We start from the raw sequence: 17,091 nt of genomic DNA, 5'->3' as shown, positions 1-17,091 counted from the left end.
ATCGCAGAGAGGTGGTCGAACCGTGAGCCAGCCAGGGGTTCTGCTCGATCGCGACGGCACGATCATCGTCGACAGCGGGTATGTCGGCTCCGTCGACCGGGTCGAGTTCATCGACGGGTCCATCGCGGCGATCGCCGCGCTCAACCGGGCCGGCATCCCGGTCGCCGTGGTCACCAACCAGGCCGGCGTCGCCCGCGGGTACTACGGCATCGCCGACGTGGAGCAGGTCCACAAGCACATGATCGCCGAGATGGCGCGGCACGGCGCGCACGTCGACCTGTGGTTGTTCTGCCCCTACCACCCGGACGGCATCGTGGAGGCCTTCGCCCGCCGCAGCGCCGACCGCAAGCCGGGGCCGGGCATGGCGCTGGCCGCCGCGGAAGCGCTCGACCTGGACCTGTCCGCGTCCTGGGTGGTCGGGGACAGCCCGGCCGACGTCGGGCTAGCGCGGGCCGTCGGCGCGAAACCGCTGCACGTCGGGCCGCCCGGCTCGGCCGTGACGGGCGTGGACACGTTCCCCGACCTCGCCGCCGCCGTGCGGTTCATCCTCGGCGGCGACACCGCACCCGCGCCGGAGCAGCAAAAGGCGCCCAAGTTCCCGGCCGCGAAGTTCCACCGGGCCGACTCCTACGGCGGCGCCTACGTCGCCGAGCTGGCGCGCGCCTTCGCCACCGTGGACCTGGAGCAGGTCAGCCGCGCGGCGAAGATCCTGAATGCCGCCTACGACCGCGATTCGGCCGTGTTCGCCTGCGGCAACGGCGGATCCGCGTCGATCGCCAACCACCTGCAGTGCGACCACGTGAAGGGCGTGCGCAACGGCACCGGTGTCACCACGCGCGTGCAGAGCCTGAGCACCAACGTGGAGCTGTTCAGCGCGATCGCCAACGACCTCGGCTACGAACACGTCTTCGAGTACCAGTTGCAGTCCCAGGCGCGGCCGGGTGACGTGCTGATCGTCATCTCGTCCTCGGGCCGCTCGCCGAACATCGTGCGGGCGCTGGACTGGGCGGCGGCGCACGAAATGCCGACCATCGCGCTCACCGGTTTCGCCGGCGGGCCCGCCCGCCGCCGGGCCGAGGTCTCCATCCACGTCGACTCCGCCAACTACGGCGTCGTCGAAGACGCCCACCAGGCGTGCATGCACCTGCTGGCCCAGTACGTCCGACAGTCGAGGATGACCCCAGATGCCGTTGTCTCGCAGACATTCTGACCGCATGCGCGTCGCGATCAACCTGCTCACCGACGACCCGTTCAACCCGTCGGGCGCGCACTGGTTCTGGACCCGCGTCATCCCCGAGATGACCAGGCTGCTCCGCGACGGCGAGTCGTTCCACCTGATGGTGAGCCCGAAGTCGCGGCCGACGCACGACTACGGCCGCAGCGTCGGCTACATCACCTACCCGTGGTCGAACGAGAAGCGCAACCTGCGCACGCTGTCGGAGCACCTGTACTCGCCGCTGCGGCTGCCGCTGAGCGGGATCGACGTGCTGAACACGTTGATGGCGCCGATCGTGAAGTCCGCGCCGAAACTCGTGGTGCACATCAAGACACTGCACGCGTACACGACGCCGCACGCGATCTCGCCGCCCGCGCGGCTGTACCGCCAGCTGAGCTACCCGCGCACCGCCCGCCTGGCCGACGCCATCATCCTCAACTCGCGCAGCCTGGTCGACGAGGTGCAGCGGTACCTGAAGGTCGATCCGGCGAAGATCCGGCTCATCCCGGAGGCGGTCGACCACGAGCTGTTCAACCCCGGCGACCGGGACGAGGCGTTCGCGCACGTCGCGAAGCGGTACGGGGTGCGCGAGAACTTCGTGTTGTTCGTGTCGTCGCTGTGGCCGTACAAGAACTGCGAGGGCCTGATCCGCGCGTTCGCCGCGGCGAAGTCCGACCTCGGCGGCAGGCAGCTGGTCGTCGTCGGACCCGGCCGGGACGTCGAGTACGTCGGCGAGCTCAAGGCGCTGGCCGCGCGGCTCGGCGTGGCGGACGACATCGTGTGGGTGGGCGGGGTGCCGCTGGAGGAGACGGTGCACTTCTACCGCGCCGCGGACGTGTTCGTGTACCCGTCGCACAACGAGACGTTCGGCCTGCCGATCCTGGAGGCCATGGCGTCGGCGTGCCCGGTGGTCACCTCGAACGTGACAGCGATGCCGGAGACCGCGGGCGGGGCGGCGCTGCTGGCCGACCCTAAGGACGCGGACTCGATCGCCGACCAGATCGTCAAGGCGTGCGGCCCGGAGGGCGAGCGGCTGCGGGCCCGCGGACCGGAACGCGCCGGCGAGTTCACCTGGGCGGCCACCGCGGCGCGGACGCTCGACGTGTACCGCGAGGTGCACGCCCGATGAGGGTCCTGGTCACCGGCGGTGCCGGGTTCATCGGCTCGCACACCTGCGACCGGCTCGTCGAGCTGGGGCACGAGGTGATCGTGCTGGACGTCCTGGCCGCGCCGGTGCACCGCGACGGCAAGCCGAACCACCTCACGCCCGGCGTGGAGTTCTACGAGGGCGACGTGCGCAACCGCGACCTGGTGCGCAACCTGCTGCGCCGGGTGGACGCGGTCTACCACTTCGCCGCCTACCAGGACTACCTGCCGGACTTCGCCAAGTTCACCGACGTCAACGTCACCTCGACCGCGATGATCTACGAGATCGTGGTCGCCGAGAAACTCGACCTGCAGCGGATCGTCGTGGCGTCCTCGCAGGCGGCGATGGGCGAAGGGCTGTACCGGTGCGCGGCGCACGGCGAGCAGACGCCGGACATGCGCCCGGAGTCCGCGCTGCGGGCCGCGCGCTGGGACATCGGCTGCGCGGTGTGCAGCGAGCCGATCGAGGTGCTGGCGACACCGGAACGCGTCGCCAACCCGCAGAACGCCTACGGCATGTCCAAGCACGGCGAGGAGGTCGTGGCAGTCAACCTCGGGCGCCGCTACGGCATCCCGACCGTCGCCCTGCGCTACAGCATCGTGCAGGGCCCGCGGCAGTCGGTCTACAACGCCTACTCCGGCGCGTGCCGCATCTTCAACCTGCACTACCTGCTCGGCGGCGCGCCGACCCTGTACGAGGACGGGCAGAACATCCGCGACTACGTCAACATCCACGACGTCGTCGACGCGAACGTGCTGGTGCTCGCCGACGACCGCGCGGCGGGGCGGGTGTTCAACGTCGGCGGTGGGACCGGGTACACCACGCAGGAGTTCGCCGAGGTCGTGCGCCGGCAGTACGGATCGGACCGGCCGGGCCGGATCAGCGGCGAGTACCGCTTCGGCGACACCCGGCACATCCTCTCCGACGTCGACGCGCTCAAGCAGCTGGGCTGGTCCCCGAAGCGGACCCCGGCGGACTCGGTCGCCGAGTACGCCGCGTGGTTGCGGGACATGCCGGGCCTGGAGGAAATCCTATCCGAGGCCGACGCCAAGATGCGTTCGCTCGGCGTGGTGCGCAAGGCGGGGTCGTGAAGGCGTTCCTGCTCGCGGCCGGGCTGGGGACGCGGCTGCGGCCCCTGACCGACCACACCCCCAAGTGCCTCGTCGAGATCGGCGGGCGGCCGATGCTGGACATCTGGCTGGACGCGCTCGCGGCCGCCGGGGTGGACGAGGTGCTGGTCAACCTGCACCACCTCGCGCCGCTGGTCCGGCGGCACCTGGCCGGGCGCGACGGCGGTCCGGTCGTGCACACCGTCGAGGAGCCGGAACTGCTCGGCAGCGCGGGCACGCTGCGGGCCAACCGGGAGTTCGTCGCCGGCGAGGAGGTGTTCCTGGCGCTCAACGCCGACAACCTGACGGACTTCGACCTGCGGGTGCTGGTCGGCGCGCACCGCGCGGGCGGGGCGATCGCGACGTTGTCGGTGTTCCGGGCGCCCGATCCGACGCAGTGCGGAATCCTCACGGTCGACGACGGGCTGGTGACGGGGTTCGTGGAAAAGCCCGCCGACCCGCCGGGCGACCTGGCCAACGCGGGGATGTACGCGTTCTCCCCCACGGTGCTCGACCTGATCGGCCCGCCGCCCCGGGACATCGGCTACGACCTGCTGCCCGCGCTCGTCGGGCGCGCCCGCGCGGTCTCCCTCGGCGACTCGTGGTTCCTCGACATCGGCACCCCCGCGGCCCTGTCCAGGGCACGCGAAGTCTGGCAAGGCAGGCGAGCATCGTGATCATCACCCAGACCCCGCTGCGCATCGGGCTCGTCGGTGGCGGGACCGATCTGCCCAGCTACTACCGGGAACACGGCGGCCGGGTGCTCAACGCGGCCATCGACAAGTACGTCTACGTCGTGGTCAAGCAGCGCTTCGACGACGAGATCTACGTCAACTACTCGCGCAAGGAGATCGTCTCCCGCGTCGAGGACCTCGAGCACGAGCTGGTGCGCGAGGCCATGCACATGACCGGGGTGCGCAGCGGCGTGGAGATCACCACGCTCGCCGACATCCCGTCGGCCGGGTCCGGGCTCGGGTCGTCGTCGTCGGTGACGGTGGGGCTGCTGCACGCGTTGTTCGCCTACCAGGGCAGGCAGGTGACGGCCGAGGAGCTGGCCGAGCGGGCGTGCGCGATCGAGATCGACCGGTGCCGCAAGCCGATCGGCAAGCAGGACCAGTACGCGGCCGCCTTCGGCGGGTTGTGCGACCTGCAGTTCGGGCCGGGCGACGCGGTCGGGGTCGAGCAGATCGACCTGCCGCGCGCGGACTGGCGGAAGCTGCAGGACGAGCTGATGTTGTTCTTCACCGGCATCACGCGCAGCGCCAACACGATCCTCGGCGAGCAGAACGCGAACGTCGGCAACAAGCTCACCCAGCTGGGGCAGCTGCGCGACCTCGCGGGCGAAGCGGCGGACGGCCTGCGCGGCGGCGAGCTGTCCGCGCTGGGCACCGCGCTGCGCAAGAGCTGGGAGGCCAAGCGCTCGCTCGCGTCCGGGGTGTCCAACCAGCAGATCGACGAGGCCGTCGACGCGGCGCTGTCGGCGGGCGCGACCGGGGCGAAGGTGACCGGCGCGGGCGGCGGCGGGTTCCTGCTGGTGAGCTGCCCGCTGGAACACCAGCACGCGGTGCGCGCCCGGCTCACCACGATGAAGGAACTGCCGATCAAACTGGAGCGGCTGGGGTCCCGCATCATCTTCAACGTGCACCGCGACATCTGGAGCTGACCAGGGCCGCGACAAGACCCGTCGAAACGGTGTGCGGGTACAGCACGACGGGCGCACGAACCCGGCGGGACCGCCCGCGGCGGTGCTGCACGCGACCACCACCGGCACCGACGCCGCGGCCGGCCACAACCCACCGTGCCAGGCCATTTGCCTGCCGGGTGGCAACAATACGCCGATCGGCGGCGACTTCCCCACGTGGACCAGACGAACGTGCAGGCCCCCCGGCCCGCCGTCCCACCCGCGCTGCGGGTTCCGCTCGCGGCTGCCGCCGCCGTGGCGGGGGTCGTGGCGCTCGTGCTCGGCGTGCTCTTCTCCGGTGACGGCACCGGCACCGCGCTCGACCAGCGCGCGTACGAGGCGTTGCGGGACAGCGTGCGCGAACCGTCGTTGTCGTTCGACGTCTCGTGGGCCGTCGGCACCGCGGGGGATCCGGGGTGGGCCGCCGGACTGGTCGTGGTCCTCGCCGTGATCTGCTTCGCCGCGCGACGCCGTCGTCTCGCGCTGCTCGCCGTCGCCGGGCCCGCCGCGACCGGGGTGCTCACCACGGTGGTGAAACCCGTGGTGGACCGGACGATCAACGGCGACCACCTGTCCTACCCCAGCGGGCACACCGCGCTGGTCACCTCGCTCGGGATCGTCGTCGGGCTGCTGCTCGCCGACCGGTTCCGACTCGGCCGCGCCGGGCTGCCGCTGGTGCTCGGCCTGGCGGTGCTGTGCGGCGCGGCGATGTCGTGGTCGCAGACCGCGTCCCGGGTCCACTACCTCACCGACACCGTCGGCGGGTTCTGCACGTCCCTGGCCGTGGTGGTCGTCGCCGCGCTGGCGATCGATCGAGTAGCCGATCGTGTGAACGCCGGAGGGTAACGGCGCTTTTCGCCCCGGCGACTTCCATAGACGAACACCTTGACGGACGGGGGCGGGTGATGACCACGAGGAGCCGGGCGATCCCGCTCGCGCTCGGCGCCGCGGCTGTCCTCGCGCTCGCCGGCGTCGTCGCGGCCGTCGCGACCGATCCCGCCCCGCCGGCCGTGGTTCCGACCGCGCAGGGCGCCCCGGCCGCTCCCCCCGCGCCGCCCGCCGCGGTCTGCGGCAGCCCGGCGCTGGCCGGGCCGGCTTCGCCACCGCCCGGCGCGGTGGTCGTCCCGGCAGGCAGCAACGCGGGCTTCGACTTCAGCACGCCGGGCGCGACCTACTGGTTCGCGCCCGGGGTCCACATGCTCGCGCCCGGCGAGTACTCGCAGATCAGCCCCGGCGCGGGCGCGACGCTGCTCGGCGGGCCCGGCGCGGTGCTGGACGGCAACCGCGACAACCGGTACGCCATCACCGGCCGCGCCACCGGCGTCACGATCCGGCACCTGACGATCCGCAACTTCGTCGCGCCCCGCGACGAGGGCGTGGTGAACCACGACTCCGGCGACGGCTGGACCGTCGAGCACAACACCCTGACCCGCAACCGCGGCGCGGCGCTGATGGCGGGCGCGCGCAACCGCATCGCTGGGAACTGCCTCGCGGACAACGGCCAGTACGGCCTGAACGCCTACCAGTCCGGCAACCGCATCACCGATCTCGTCGTCGAGGGCAACGAGTTCACCGGCAACAACACCGAGGACTGGGAGGCGCAGCTGCCCGGCTGCGGCTGCACCGGCGCGATGAAGTTCTGGGCGGTCAACGGCGCCGACGTGCGCGACAACTGGATCCACGGCAACCACGGCACCGCCGTGTGGGCCGACACGAACAACAACGACTTCCTCATCGAGGGCAACCTCATCGAGGACAACGACGGCACCGGCATCTTCTACGAGATCTCCTACAACGCGGTGATCCGCGGCAACACGTTGCGGGACAACGCGTGGCGAACCGGCCGCGAGTTCGCCGGCGAGCGCGACCCGTTCCCGACCGGCGCGATCTACCTGTCCGAGACCGACGGCGACGCGCGGATCCCGGCCCGCACCGCGAAGATCGAGGTCACCGGGAACCTGCTGGAGAACAACTGGGGCGGCGTGGTGGCCTGGGCCAACGCGGATCGGTTCTGCAACTCGTCCGCGTCGACCACCGCCGACTGCACGTTGATCGTCGGCCCGGAGAACACCTCGGTCTGCTCGCCGCCCGCGATCGCCCGCGAGCCGCTGTACACCGACTGCCGCTGGTGGACCTCGGGCCTGGAGATTCACGGCAACACCTTCCGGTTCGACCCGGCCGCGGTCGACGGCGGATGCCCGGTCGAGTTCTGCGGGCGGATGGCGCTGCTGTCCAACTACGGCAGCTCGCCGGAGTGGTCGCCGTACCAGGGCGACGTGATCCAGCGGCACATCGTGTTCGCGGCGGGCAACCGCTGGCACGACAACACCTACACCGGGCCGTGGCGGTTCACGGTCCCGGACATGAGCACGACGGTGCCGGTCCCGCAGTGGACCGGGGCGCCGTACCACCAGGACGCGGGCAGCACGTTCGGATGAGCGGAGGGCGGATGGGACGCAGGTTGTGCGCGGAGAGCGAGTACCCGGCGGCGCTGCTCGCCGTGGCGGGGTACCGCCTGCCGGGGAGTGACCGGGCGTTCCCGGCGGAACCGGTGGCCACCGAGGAGTGGCCGAGGCTGCTCGCGGCGGCGCGGAAGCACCGGATGACCGGGTTGCTGACCGCGGCGATCACCGCGGGCGCGTTCCCGGCGACCGGCGAGCAGGCACGCGAGGTGAGGTCGGCGCACGCCACCAACCAGATGCGCGTGCTGGTGCTGGAGCACGAGCTGCTGCGGATCCTGGACCTGCTCGACGGGGCGGGCATCGAGGCGCGGGTGCTCAAGGGCACGGCGGTGGCGCACCTGGACTACCCCGATCCGGCGCTGCGGTCCTTCAACGACCTGGACGTGATGGTGCGCGCGGCGGACATCGACCGGACCGTCGCGGTGCTGGGGGCGGCCGGGTTCCAGCGCACGCTCGCCGAGCCGCGGCCGGGGTTCGACCGGCGCTTCGACAAGGGCATGACGTTGCGCCCGCCCGCCGGGTACGAGCTGGACCTGCACCGCACCTTCGTCCTCGGGCCGTGGGGGCGGCGGGTCGACCTGGACGCGGTGTGGGACGCCGGGCAGGAGTTCGCCATCGGCGGCCGAGCGGTGCGGGCGCTGTCGCCGCCGAACCGGTTCCTGCACGCCTGCTACCACGCGGCCCTCGGCGACTGGCCGCTGCGGCTCGGGTCGCTGCGGGACGTGGCGGAGATGCTGCGCGTGGTGGATCCGGGGCCGGTGCTGGCGCTGGCCGGGTCGTGGGGCGCGGAGGCCGTGGTCGCCGCCGCGGTGGCCGACACGGTGCGCCTGCTGGGGATCAAGGTCCCCGGCCCGCTGGCGCACTGGGCGGTGGCTTACGTGCCGTCGCCGCGGGACGAGTCGTGGCTGGGGTTGCACACGACGCCGGACAAGACGTTCGCGGCGCAGGCCGTGGCCACCCTGCGGGTCCTGCCCTGGCGCGACAAGCCGGCCTACCTGCGTGCCCTGGTCTTCCCGGACGCGGACTACACGGCGGACCGGCACCGGAACCCGTTGAGCCGCTTCACCTACGCGCTGCGCGAGGTGCGGAAGGGCTCGCCGACCGGGACGCGCTGAGGGTCAGCGCCGCAGCCGGGCGACCAGCAGGTTCGAGTCGTCGCCCACCAGGTTGGCGCCGTTGGTCACGTAGACCCGGCTTCCCCGCACCACCACGGCCGTGGTGCCCTGCATGCCGTCCCCGGCGTCGAGGAGGGTCTCCGCGGCGCCGTCCGGAGCCACCCGCACGAGCTTGCTGTCCTGGTTGATCGCCGCGAGGATCTCGTCGCCGCGGCCGGTGAAGTCGAAGTCGTCGATGCCCGCGAGCCCGGTGGCCCGGACCTCGGCGGGGCCGCCGGTCAGCGGGATGCGGACGATCGTGCCTCGGTCGGAGTTGCTCGCCCACACGGCGCCGTCGTGCACCTTCAGGCCGTTCACGCCGAAGAAGCCGTGGGGCGCCAGAGCCGGGTCGGCCGACCACACGGTTGCCGCGCCACCACGCAGCGGCGCCCGCCAGATGCGCCCGCCCGCGGAATCGGTCACCAGGAAGCGGTCGCCGTCGATGACCAGGGCGTTCGGCATGGTGTCGGCGGGCAGCGGCACGACCAGCCGTGGCGTCCCGGCGCGAATCTGCCAGATCCCGGTCAGCCCGCCCTGTCCGGCGGAGTAGAGGAAGTACACGTCGCCGCGGTCCGAGCGGGCCACCCCGGTGACCACGGGGGTCCCGACGGCCGGCGTGGTGCCGCCGCCGTCCGGTGGGAGCGGCATCGTGACGAGCACCCGGACGGTCCCGTCCGGCGCGACCCGCACCACCTGGCGGGCGGGGATCATGCCGACGACCGCACCGCCGCCGGGTTCCGGGGCGATGCTCTCGGCGGCCTGCCCCGCGGCCCGGTCGAAGTGGGCGAGGACGCGAACGTCGGCCAGGCGGGTGCCGGCGTCCGCGGTGGCCGGGACACCCGCGGCGAGCAGGGTGGCGGCGAAGAGGGCGGTGATCCGGTGGGGCGTCATGCTTCTCCTCCGGTGGTGAAGGTCTCCTGGCCGAGCACGGCCAGCAGCTCCAGCTGGGACACCGCGGCGCTGCCCGGCGCGGGCGAGTAGACGATCAAGCGCTGGTCCTGGCGGGCCGTGGCCAGCACGTCGAAGTCCAGCTCGACGAGCCCGATCACCGGGTGCCGGATGCGCTTGCGGTCGCTGCGGCGGACGGCGACGTCGTGCCGGGCCCAGAGCCCGGCGAACTCGGCGCTCTCCGCCCGGAGCGCCTCGACCAGTTCGCGTGCCGCCGGATCGCTCGGGCGGGCCGCGAGGGTCGCGCGCAGGTCCTCGACCTGCGCGTGGCTTTCGTGGTCGTGGTCCTCGGCGGGGTGGCGCTCGCGCATCGCCGGGTCGGTGAACCACCGGTAGGTGCAGCTGCGGGCCAGGCCCCGGAAGCGGGTCTGCTCGCCGAGCAGCGCGTCCGCCATGGCGTTCTGGGCGAGCACGACGTTCAGGTCGGTGGCGATCAGCGCGGGGAGGCCGGTGAGCCCGTCCAGGAGCCGGAGGAGGCCGCGGCTGACGTGCTCGTCACCGTCGGTGCGCGGCGGGGCCTGGTGGCCGGCGAGCCGGAAGAGGTGGTCGCGTTCGTCGACGGTCAGCCGCAGGGCGCGGGTCAGCGCGGTGAGCACGGAGACTGATGGTCGCGGGCCGCGGCCCTGCTCCAGGCGGGCGTAGTAGTCCGGCGACATGCCGGCGAGCTGGGCGACCTCGAAGCGGCGGAGCCCCGGCGTCCGGCGCCGCCCGCCGGCGGGCACCCCGACGTCCCCAGGCTGGAGCACCGCCCGGCGACGCCGGAGGAAGTCCGCGAGTTCGTTCCGTTCCACGTGCCCAGCATGATCCGCGTGGGGTGGGGACAACCAGGACTTGCGGATACCACCCAACGGGCGGTGGCCAGCCGCGCCCGCTGCGGCGGCGACACGATCCGCGGCCTAGTGCCGACAACCAGGAACCGTCGGACTCCTACCGAGCGGTGGCCAGTCCGGCCTGCCGCAGCACCGTCCCGTCATGGCACGCGGCCCCGCGCAGCAACCCGCGGGCACCACCTGCCGAGCCGCCGCCAGCCAAGCCTGCCGCCCCACCGTCCCGCCAAGCCGCGCCGCCCCGCACAACAACCCGCGGGCACCACCTACCGGACCGCCGCCAGCCAACCCTGCCGCCCCACCGTCCCACCAAACCGCGCCGCCCCGCACAGCAACCCACCGCCGAACCACCTACCGAGCCGCCGCGAGCCAGGCCTGCTGCAGCAACGTCATCGACGCCGCGTGCGGCTTCGCCGACAGCCATCCGTCCCGCAGCGCCTGCGCGTCCACCAAGTCGTGGTCCACCCCGCGGCCGGTCCACTCCCGGGCGAACGCCCTCGTCCGTTCCGTGAACACCGCGCCGGTGAAGGTCGCCTTCGTCGTGCGTTCCAGGACCTCCCGGGGCAGCAGGTCGCCGAACACGTCGCGCATCGTGGCCGTCCGCCCGCTCCACCCCCAGAACCCGGCGGCCCGCGCGATCGCCGCCACGAAGTCGGGCTCCGCGAACGTCTGCACGTACCGGCAGTCCAGTTCGGACCCCAGCGCGCGCACGCTCTGGTAGCCCAGCCGCGCGCACCGCCGCGTCGTGAACTGCCACGCGTGGCGGCCGGCGTGCAGCTCGTACGCCGCCGCGTCCGCCGCGTCCCGTTCGGCGAGCAACTCGGCCGCGGCAGGCCGCAGCCACGGCCGCTGGTGCCGGTTGCGCAGCGCCGCCCGCCGCCGCACCCGCGCCGGGGCCAGCGCGCGCACCGCGTCCGGGAACACGCTCGCCCGCACCCGCCCCCGCGCCTTGAGCACCTTCGTCAACGGCGTGATCCGCTTCAGCCCGAACACCTCGTCGCCGCCCTCGCCGGTCAGCAGCACCCCGCCGCGGGCCGCGTCCATCATCCGCCAGGTCGGCGCGAAGTTCGGCGGCCACACCAGCCCGTGCCGCCGCAGCACCGCGGTCGCGATGGGCCCGACCGGGTCGTGCTCGTCGTCCACGGTCAGCACGATCCGTTCGGTGACCCCGAGGTGCGTGAGCACGGCGTCCTGCCACGCGGTCTCGTCCGACTCCGGCGCGGCCGGATAACGCAACGTGATCGGCACCGGCAGCGGCAGCCCTTCGCGCCGCGCCAGCGCCACCGCCGCGGCCAGCAGCGCGGAGGAGTCCCGGCCGCCGGAGAAGGCGACCAGGCACGGCGTGCGGCTCAGGTGGCCGAGCAGGATCCGGTCCAGCACCCGCCGCGGCTCGCCGGGATCGCCCAGCGGCAGCGGGAGGAGGTCGTACCCGTTGATCCAGCCACCCGCGATCTCCAGTCGGTCCATTGTGTACAGCGCCACCGGGTGCTCACTTCCGGACAGTCGGCGGACGGGGACAGGTGGTCACGGGACCGGCGGGCGACCGCCGGCCCCGTGACCGGGCAACGCATCACGAGTAGGCGTCGTTGTCGCCGAGAATCGGGATCGCCCACGTGAGGTTGTCCGGCGAAGAACCAAACAGGTTCGCCTGTGTCAAGTCCGTCACCGAACCCAACAGGGTGATTTCCGGGGTCGTGTAGGGCTCGCGCATGTGTTCACCTCCCCCCGCCACTGGCAGGAACGGGAAAACCGGGGTCACGAAAACGTCAGATCTCCGAAGAGGGTGCCCGCGGCGAAATCGGCGTCGAGCCGGCTTCCCGACGACTGACCGAGCGTGAGCTCGGACAACGAGCCGATGTCCTCGATGCCGGGGGCGGCGTACTCTTTCTTCATGTCACTCCTTTCCGTTAATCGTCGACGTGACAGAGCCCAAGGACCTCGACCGGGATTCGCCTGAATGCGGCAGGCCGTTACAACCACTCGCCGAATGTGCTGGTGACGTTGTCCAACCGGTACCGGGACAATTCCTGGAATACGTTTTCCCGGCGGTACGATTCGACGGTGGGGATCACACGCATCGCGCGGGCTTCGGCGGCCACGCCACGGCTGATCGCGGCCGCGGCGCGCGAGGTCGCGGCGGCCGACCGGTTCGGCACCGTGACGGCGGCGGTCTACCAAATCATCGGCGCCGTCGGTGCGCTCGGCGTGGTCGCGGCGAGCAAACTGACCTTCGACGCGTTGCTGCAACCGGAGCGCGCGCGCTTCGGCCTCACCGTTTCATTGCTGGCGCTGGCGTTGATGACGGCGCTGACCGGTTCGGTCGGCGCCCTGCAGACCCAGCAGCACCGGCTGCTCGGCGAGCGCGTGTCGCAGCGGGTGTGGGACAGGGTGCTGGACACCACGGCGCGCGCGGACCTGGTGACCTACGAGTCCGCCGGCTTCGCCACGTCGCTGGAGCGCGTCCAGCAGAACGCGCTCACCCGCCCGTTCGCGGTGACCACCGCGCTGCTCGGCCTGACCGGCAGCCTGCTGGGCGTGGTCACGATGTCGGCGGTGCTGATCGGCGTCGAACCGCTGCTGGTGCCGATCCTGCTCGCCGCCGGGCTGCCCGCGGTGCTGCTCGCGCGGTGGGCCAGCCGCACCGAGTTCGCGTTCGCCCACCGGCTGACCCCGCTGTTCCGCCGCCGCAACTACCTGCGGCAGCTGCTCACCCAGCGCCCGTACGCGGCGGAGCTGCGTGCGTTCCACTCGACGAAGCCGCTGCGGGAGCGCCACCGCGAGCTGAACGCCGGCATCAACGTCCAGCTGCGGCAACAGGTCCGGCGGCGGCAGCTGATCGCCGGTCTCACCACGATCGGCGTCGCGCTGTCGCTGACGGCCGCGCTGCTGGCGATCATCGGCCTGGTGCGCAGCGGCCGGATCGACCTGCCCGCCGCGGGCGCCGCCGCGATCGCGGTGCGGTTGCTGAGCAGCCAGCTCGGCACGCTGTTCACCTCGATCGGCGGGCTGCTCGAATCGGCGCCGTTCCTGGCCGACCTGGAGCGGTTCGTCGCGTCCGCCCCGCCGTCGCCCGCGGCCGGGGAGAAGCGGCCGCTGCGGCAGGGAGTCGTGTTGCGGGACATCAGCTTCCGCTACCCCGAGCAGGAGCGGCCCGCGGTCGACGCGGTGGACATCGAGATCGGCGCGGGCGAGGTGGTCGCGCTGGTCGGCGAGAACGGGTCCGGCAAGACGACGCTGGCCAAGATCGTCGCCGGACTGTACGACCCGGACCTCGGCACCCGCCGCTGGGACGGCGCCGACGCCCCGCCCGCCGACATCCGCGCCTCGGTCACGGTGATCTTCCAGGACTTCGTGCGGTACCAGATGACGCTGCGCGACAACATCACGATCAGCGACGGCGACCGGCCGGGCGACGAGGAGTCGGTGCACGACGCGGCCCGGCGCGCGGGTGTCCTCGGGGTGACGCGCGAGCTGCCGCACGGCCTGGACACGATGCTCGGCCGGGACCTGGACGAGGGTTTCGACCTGTCCGGCGGGCAGTGGCAGCGGGTGGCGCTGGCGCGGGCGCTCTACCGGGACACGTCGCTGGTGGTGCTGGACGAACCCGCCGCGGCGCTCGACCCGCGCGCGGAGCACGAGCTGTTCACCGACGTCCGCGCGATGCTGGGCGGACGCGCCGCGCTGCTGATCTCGCACCGCTTTTCCAGCACCCGCATGGCCGACCGGATCTACGTGCTGGACGCGGGCCGCGTGGTGGAGTGCGGCACGCACGACGAGCTGATGGCACGCGCCGGCCAGTACGCCGAGCTGTACCGGCTCCAGTCAGCTGCTTACCGCTGACAGCAGGTCCGTGAGCACCTCGTCGCGGAACGGCGGTCCCCACGGCACGGTCGCCTCGAACACCGGGACCTGCGCGACCAGGTCGGCCAGCCCCTGGAACGCGAAGTCCATCACGGCCGGATCGCGCCAGCCGAGCACGCGCGGGAACTGGCTCATCCGCAGGAACGCCCGCGTCCCGGTGAGCCGCTCGACGGAAACGTCCACAGCGGACCGGCTCGGCCGCGGGATCACGCACGCCGCCAGCGGCAACGCGTCCGCGGTCACCGGCGACCGCAGGGCCAGCCGCCCGTCCGCGGTCGGCCGCACGTCCGCCGCGGCCGCTCCGTCCGCGAGGCCCCGCGCCGCCATGCGCAGCCGGTTCTCCGTGCTCCCCGGGTGCACGAGCCCGCCGGGGTCCACCCGCAGCACGTCGTCGGCCACCAGATCGCACCCGTGCCCGCACAGGGCCGCGGCCAGCGTGGACTTCCCCATCCCGGACGCGCCCACGAACGCCAGGGCCCGCCCGTCCACGCGCACCGCGCTCGCGTGCAGCACGAGGTGCGAGTTCAGCGTCAGGTGCACGGCCAGCAGCGCGCCCGTCGCGAGCACGGTCAGCAACCCGTGGTCGGCCGCCGGGTCCAGGTGGTAGGTCACCTCACGCAGCAACGGATCGCCGGCGAACTCGCACAGTCCCGGATACCGCAGCACCGTCCGGTCGCCGTCCGTGGCGAGCGTGTAGAACACCCGCCCGTCCGGTTTCGCCAGCTCGGCCAGACACCGCCCGGGCAGCTCCGCGCGTGGCACCTCCCGGTCGGCGCCCCGCCGCAGCACCAGGTCCGGCTCGCCGCCGTCCCCGGCGGGCAGCGCCAGCTCGACGTCGCTCCACACGGTCAGCCCGTGCGCCCGGTACGTGAAGTCCATCGTGGTCACCCCGCCGATCCGAGTACCGCGTACCGACCCGCCGTGGGGTCGAGCGCCTTGCCGTCGATCTCCAGCCAGGAGTGCGCGGAGAACCGGCCGTCCGCCTCGCGCCGCACGCCGATCCGCAGCACCGGCTCCAGTGCCCGCAACCGGTGGCCGATCAGCAGGCACTGCCGCAGGCAGGTGTCCCCGGCGGGCCACCGCGACACCACGAAGTACGAGGCCCGGATCGGCGCGCGCGACCACCGCGGCAGCACGGGCGACTCGTCTGCGGGCGGCGCGGCGCTGGTCAGGTCGCACCGCACACCGAGGCGACGGCAGGTCTCCCGCAGGTCGGCGCGCCGCAGGCTGAGCTCGATCCGCACCATCGGCGGGAGCGCCCGCAGCACCTCCCACGCCAGCCGCCGCCTCCTCATGTCGCCAGCCAGGCCTGTTGCAGCAGCATCGCCGTGGACGCGGGCGGCTCGTCGGCGAGCCACGCGGCCCGCAGCGCGTCCGGGTCGACCAGCGAGCCGTCGACGCCGCTGCCGTCCCAGTTCCGCGCGAACTCCCGCGACCGCGGCCCGAACCGGGACGCGTTGAACCGCGCCTTGTCCCGCCGCTGGAGAACCGCCTCCGGCAGCAGCCCGTCCGCGACCAGCCGGGTGCCCGCCGCGCGGGTCATCGGCCGCCCGGCCGCGTAGGACGCCACGAACGACGGGTCGGCGAACGGCTCGACCAGCTCGCAGTCGTACTCCGCCGCGGCGTCGGCCCGCGTCCGGAAACCCACCGCGTAGGCCCGGGTCGCCAGGGCGGTCCGCACGCTGGTCTCCCACCGCAACGGGCGGTCCGCGGCCTCGCGCCAGACCACGCGCCGCAGGTCCGGCCGCAGCCACGGCATCGGGACGGACCGGCGGGCCACCTCGCGGCGGGCGAACCCGGGCGCCGCGCACACCGCGAACCGCGCCCAGTCCGCCCCGGTCATCCCGCGGCCGCGACGGCGCGCCACCGCGCGCAGGGTCCCGAGCCGGTGCCCGCCGAGCACCTCGTCCCCGGCGTTGCCGGTCACCAGGCTGCCGCCGGGCGCGTGCGACGCGAGCAGCACCGTGTTGCCCAGCGCGGCCGGGTAGACCGGGCCGCGGGCACGCAGCACCGGCTGCACGAGCGGCCCGATCAGGTCCAGCTCGTCGCCGATGTCGCGGCGCACCCAGCTTTCGACGCCGACGTGCCGGATCACCGACTCCTGCCAGGCCGACTCGTCCGCGGCCGGGTCGCCAGGGTAGCGGAAGGTGAGCGCGATCGGCGGCGCGAGCCCTTCGCGCGCGGCGAGGTCCGCGGCGACCGCCAGCAGCACCGAGGAGTCCCGCCCACCGGAGAAGGCGATGACGCACGGCTCACGCAGCAACGCGGGGCGCAACGCGTTCCGCAGCGCGAGCACCGGGTCCATCGGCGAGCCGAGCGGGAACGGCGCGGATCCGAGCGGGCGTCCCACCGCGACGTCCATTGTAGACAGTCGCGGCGGCGCCTCAGTGGAGGAGCTGGGCATCGCGGAGCCGGCCGAGGAACGCCTCGATGTCGCGGCGCGCGGTGTCCGCGTCGATGTCGTACTCGCTGGTGATCGCGCCGACCAGGTCGTCGAGCGAGCGGTCCTCGGCGAGCAGTTCGAACAGTCGCGTGCCGACACCGGTGATGGTGAAGTACTTCGAGGTCGACAGGCTGAGCACGATCGTCTCGTCACCGATGGTGCGAGCCGAGATGTCGGATGCCCGTACGCGCATGGCGGCCCTCCCGGAACTGGCGGCTTCACCTGCCAGTCGCCGATGATCAT

18 protein-coding genes are annotated in these 17,091 nt (G+C 72.9%); 9 read left to right on the top strand and 9 right to left on the bottom strand.

Translation table 11 applies throughout. The features are described from left to right. Nucleotides 1-22: 22 nt before the first annotated feature. From AMY39116_RS0309555 to AMY39116_RS0309520, 8 genes are all read left to right on the top strand, one after another. Nucleotides 23-1,210, top strand: coding sequence for an HAD-IIIA family hydrolase (locus AMY39116_RS0309555; protein ID WP_020417466.1), 1,188 nt, complete (start codon nt 23-25; stop codon nt 1,208-1,210). A 4-nt stretch (nt 1,211-1,214) separates the two neighbouring features. Next, nucleotides 1,215-2,345 carry a glycosyltransferase family 1 protein gene (locus AMY39116_RS0309550; RefSeq protein WP_020417465.1) on the top strand — a complete coding sequence of 377 codons (1,131 nt, stop codon included), beginning with the start codon at nt 1,215-1,217 and terminating at the stop codon, nt 2,343-2,345. After that, nucleotides 2,342-3,454 carry an SDR family NAD(P)-dependent oxidoreductase gene (locus AMY39116_RS0309545; RefSeq protein ID WP_020417464.1) on the top strand — a complete coding sequence of 371 codons (1,113 nt, stop codon included), beginning with the start codon at nt 2,342-2,344 and terminating at the stop codon, nt 3,452-3,454. Before AMY39116_RS0309550 ends, AMY39116_RS0309545 begins: the two co-directional genes overlap by 4 nt. Continuing rightward, nucleotides 3,451-4,149 (top strand): nucleotidyltransferase family protein, encoded by a 699-nt coding sequence (locus tag AMY39116_RS0309540; protein WP_020417463.1) that lies wholly within the window; start codon nt 3,451-3,453, stop codon nt 4,147-4,149. The genes AMY39116_RS0309545 and AMY39116_RS0309540 overlap by 4 nt, the downstream gene beginning before the upstream one ends. Continuing rightward, nucleotides 4,146-5,135, top strand: coding sequence for a GHMP kinase (locus tag AMY39116_RS0309535; RefSeq protein ID WP_020417462.1), 990 nt, complete (start codon nt 4,146-4,148; stop codon nt 5,133-5,135). Before AMY39116_RS0309540 ends, AMY39116_RS0309535 begins: the two co-directional genes overlap by 4 nt. A gap of 195 nt (nt 5,136-5,330) precedes the next feature. Further along, nucleotides 5,331-5,999: a phosphatase PAP2 family protein gene (locus AMY39116_RS0309530; protein WP_020417461.1), complete on the top strand. Its 669-nt coding sequence runs from the start codon at nt 5,331-5,333 to the stop codon at nt 5,997-5,999. A gap of 59 nt (nt 6,000-6,058) precedes the next feature. Then, nucleotides 6,059-7,591: a right-handed parallel beta-helix repeat-containing protein gene (locus AMY39116_RS0309525; RefSeq protein ID WP_020417460.1), complete on the top strand. Its 1,533-nt coding sequence runs from the start codon at nt 6,059-6,061 to the stop codon at nt 7,589-7,591. A gap of 11 nt (nt 7,592-7,602) precedes the next feature. Then, nucleotides 7,603-8,730: a nucleotidyltransferase family protein gene (locus AMY39116_RS0309520; RefSeq protein ID WP_027935779.1), complete on the top strand. Its 1,128-nt coding sequence runs from the start codon at nt 7,603-7,605 to the stop codon at nt 8,728-8,730. A gap of 3 nt (nt 8,731-8,733) precedes the next feature. Here AMY39116_RS0309520 and AMY39116_RS0309515 read toward each other — a convergent pair whose 3' ends face one another. The 5 genes from AMY39116_RS0309515 to AMY39116_RS46010 form a co-directional block, all read right to left on the bottom strand. Beyond that, a complete protein-coding gene (locus AMY39116_RS0309515; protein WP_020417458.1) occupies nt 8,734-9,660 on the bottom strand; it encodes a hypothetical protein in 927 nt (308 codons plus the stop codon). Then, nucleotides 9,657-10,508 carry a helix-turn-helix transcriptional regulator gene (locus AMY39116_RS0309510; RefSeq protein WP_020417457.1) on the bottom strand — a complete coding sequence of 284 codons (852 nt, stop codon included), beginning with the start codon at nt 10,506-10,508 and terminating at the stop codon, nt 9,657-9,659. The genes AMY39116_RS0309515 and AMY39116_RS0309510 overlap by 4 nt, the downstream gene beginning before the upstream one ends. Before the next feature lie 387 nt (nt 10,509-10,895). After that, the gene (locus tag AMY39116_RS0309505) at nt 10,896-12,011 is read right to left on the bottom strand and encodes an asparagine synthase-related protein (RefSeq protein WP_020417456.1); all 1,116 of its coding nucleotides are present in this window, start codon (nt 12,009-12,011) and stop codon (nt 10,896-10,898) included. Nucleotides 12,012-12,114: 103 nt separating this feature from the next. Further along, nucleotides 12,115-12,255, bottom strand: a complete 141-nt coding sequence (locus tag AMY39116_RS46785) for a hypothetical protein (RefSeq protein ID WP_017986482.1) — start codon at nt 12,253-12,255, stop codon at nt 12,115-12,117. 44 nt (nt 12,256-12,299) lie between these two features. Further along, a complete protein-coding gene (locus AMY39116_RS46010; protein WP_020417455.1) occupies nt 12,300-12,437 on the bottom strand; it encodes a lasso RiPP family leader peptide-containing protein in 138 nt (45 codons plus the stop codon). 168 nt (nt 12,438-12,605) lie between these two features. On the opposite strand from AMY39116_RS46010, the gene AMY39116_RS0309485 reads away from it, so the two are divergent. Then, complete coding sequence (locus AMY39116_RS0309485; RefSeq protein WP_020417453.1) at nt 12,606-14,384, top strand: ABC transporter ATP-binding protein; 1,779 nt, start codon at nt 12,606-12,608, stop codon at nt 14,382-14,384. Here the strand turns inward: AMY39116_RS0309485 and AMY39116_RS0309480 are convergent. The 4 genes from AMY39116_RS0309480 to AMY39116_RS0309465 are packed head-to-tail and all read right to left on the bottom strand — an operon-like array spanning nt 14,367 to nt 17,041. Next, nucleotides 14,367-15,284 carry a hypothetical protein gene (locus AMY39116_RS0309480; RefSeq protein WP_039791374.1) on the bottom strand — a complete coding sequence of 306 codons (918 nt, stop codon included), beginning with the start codon at nt 15,282-15,284 and terminating at the stop codon, nt 14,367-14,369. The two genes, AMY39116_RS0309485 and AMY39116_RS0309480, sit on opposite strands and share 18 nt — an antisense overlap. 5 nt (nt 15,285-15,289) lie before the next feature. Continuing rightward, nucleotides 15,290-15,700, bottom strand: coding sequence for a lasso peptide biosynthesis B2 protein (locus AMY39116_RS0309475; RefSeq protein ID WP_235716089.1), 411 nt, complete (start codon nt 15,698-15,700; stop codon nt 15,290-15,292). After that, nucleotides 15,697-16,767 carry an asparagine synthase-related protein gene (locus AMY39116_RS0309470; RefSeq protein WP_020417450.1) on the bottom strand — a complete coding sequence of 357 codons (1,071 nt, stop codon included), beginning with the start codon at nt 16,765-16,767 and terminating at the stop codon, nt 15,697-15,699. The genes AMY39116_RS0309475 and AMY39116_RS0309470 overlap by 4 nt, the downstream gene beginning before the upstream one ends. A gap of 22 nt (nt 16,768-16,789) precedes the next feature. Continuing rightward, on the bottom strand, nt 16,790-17,041 hold the full coding sequence (locus AMY39116_RS0309465) for a PqqD family protein (protein WP_020417449.1): 252 nt from the start codon (nt 17,039-17,041) through the stop codon (nt 16,790-16,792). Nucleotides 17,042-17,091: the final 50 nt, after the last annotated feature.

Origin of the sequence: Amycolatopsis sp. ATCC 39116 (assembly GCF_000231075.2) — a bacterium.
GTDB classification, from domain to species: domain Bacteria; phylum Actinomycetota; class Actinomycetes; order Mycobacteriales; family Pseudonocardiaceae; genus Amycolatopsis_E; species Amycolatopsis_E tucumanensis.
Note: the sequence above shows the minus strand (reverse complement) of the source record. Positions and strands in the feature narration are given on the sequence as shown.

Excerpts from the sequence above, each read along its gene's own strand:
- AMY39116_RS0309550 (WP_020417465.1), top strand. The coding sequence starts at position 1,215 with ATGCGCGTCGCGATCAACCTGCTCACCGACGACCCGTTCAACCCGTCG.
- AMY39116_RS0309505 (WP_020417456.1), bottom strand. The coding sequence starts at position 12,011 with ATGGACCGACTGGAGATCGCGGGTGGCTGGATCAACGGGTACGACCTC.
- AMY39116_RS0309515 (WP_020417458.1), bottom strand. The coding sequence starts at position 9,660 with ATGACGCCCCACCGGATCACCGCCCTCTTCGCCGCCACCCTGCTCGCC.
- AMY39116_RS0309525 (WP_020417460.1), top strand. The coding sequence starts at position 6,059 with ATGACCACGAGGAGCCGGGCGATCCCGCTCGCGCTCGGCGCCGCGGCT.
- AMY39116_RS0309465 (WP_020417449.1), bottom strand. The coding sequence starts at position 17,041 with ATGCGCGTACGGGCATCCGACATCTCGGCTCGCACCATCGGTGACGAG.
- AMY39116_RS0309545 (WP_020417464.1), top strand. The coding sequence starts at position 2,342 with ATGAGGGTCCTGGTCACCGGCGGTGCCGGGTTCATCGGCTCGCACACC.
- AMY39116_RS46785 (WP_017986482.1), bottom strand. The coding sequence starts at position 12,255 with ATGCGCGAGCCCTACACGACCCCGGAAATCACCCTGTTGGGTTCGGTG.
- AMY39116_RS0309520 (WP_027935779.1), top strand. The coding sequence starts at position 7,603 with ATGGGACGCAGGTTGTGCGCGGAGAGCGAGTACCCGGCGGCGCTGCTC.
- AMY39116_RS0309470 (WP_020417450.1), bottom strand. The coding sequence starts at position 16,767 with ATGGACGTCGCGGTGGGACGCCCGCTCGGATCCGCGCCGTTCCCGCTC.
- AMY39116_RS46010 (WP_020417455.1), bottom strand. The coding sequence starts at position 12,437 with ATGAAGAAAGAGTACGCCGCCCCCGGCATCGAGGACATCGGCTCGTTG.
- AMY39116_RS0309480 (WP_039791374.1), bottom strand. The coding sequence starts at position 15,284 with ATGGACTTCACGTACCGGGCGCACGGGCTGACCGTGTGGAGCGACGTC.
- AMY39116_RS0309475 (WP_235716089.1), bottom strand. The coding sequence starts at position 15,700 with ATGAGGAGGCGGCGGCTGGCGTGGGAGGTGCTGCGGGCGCTCCCGCCG.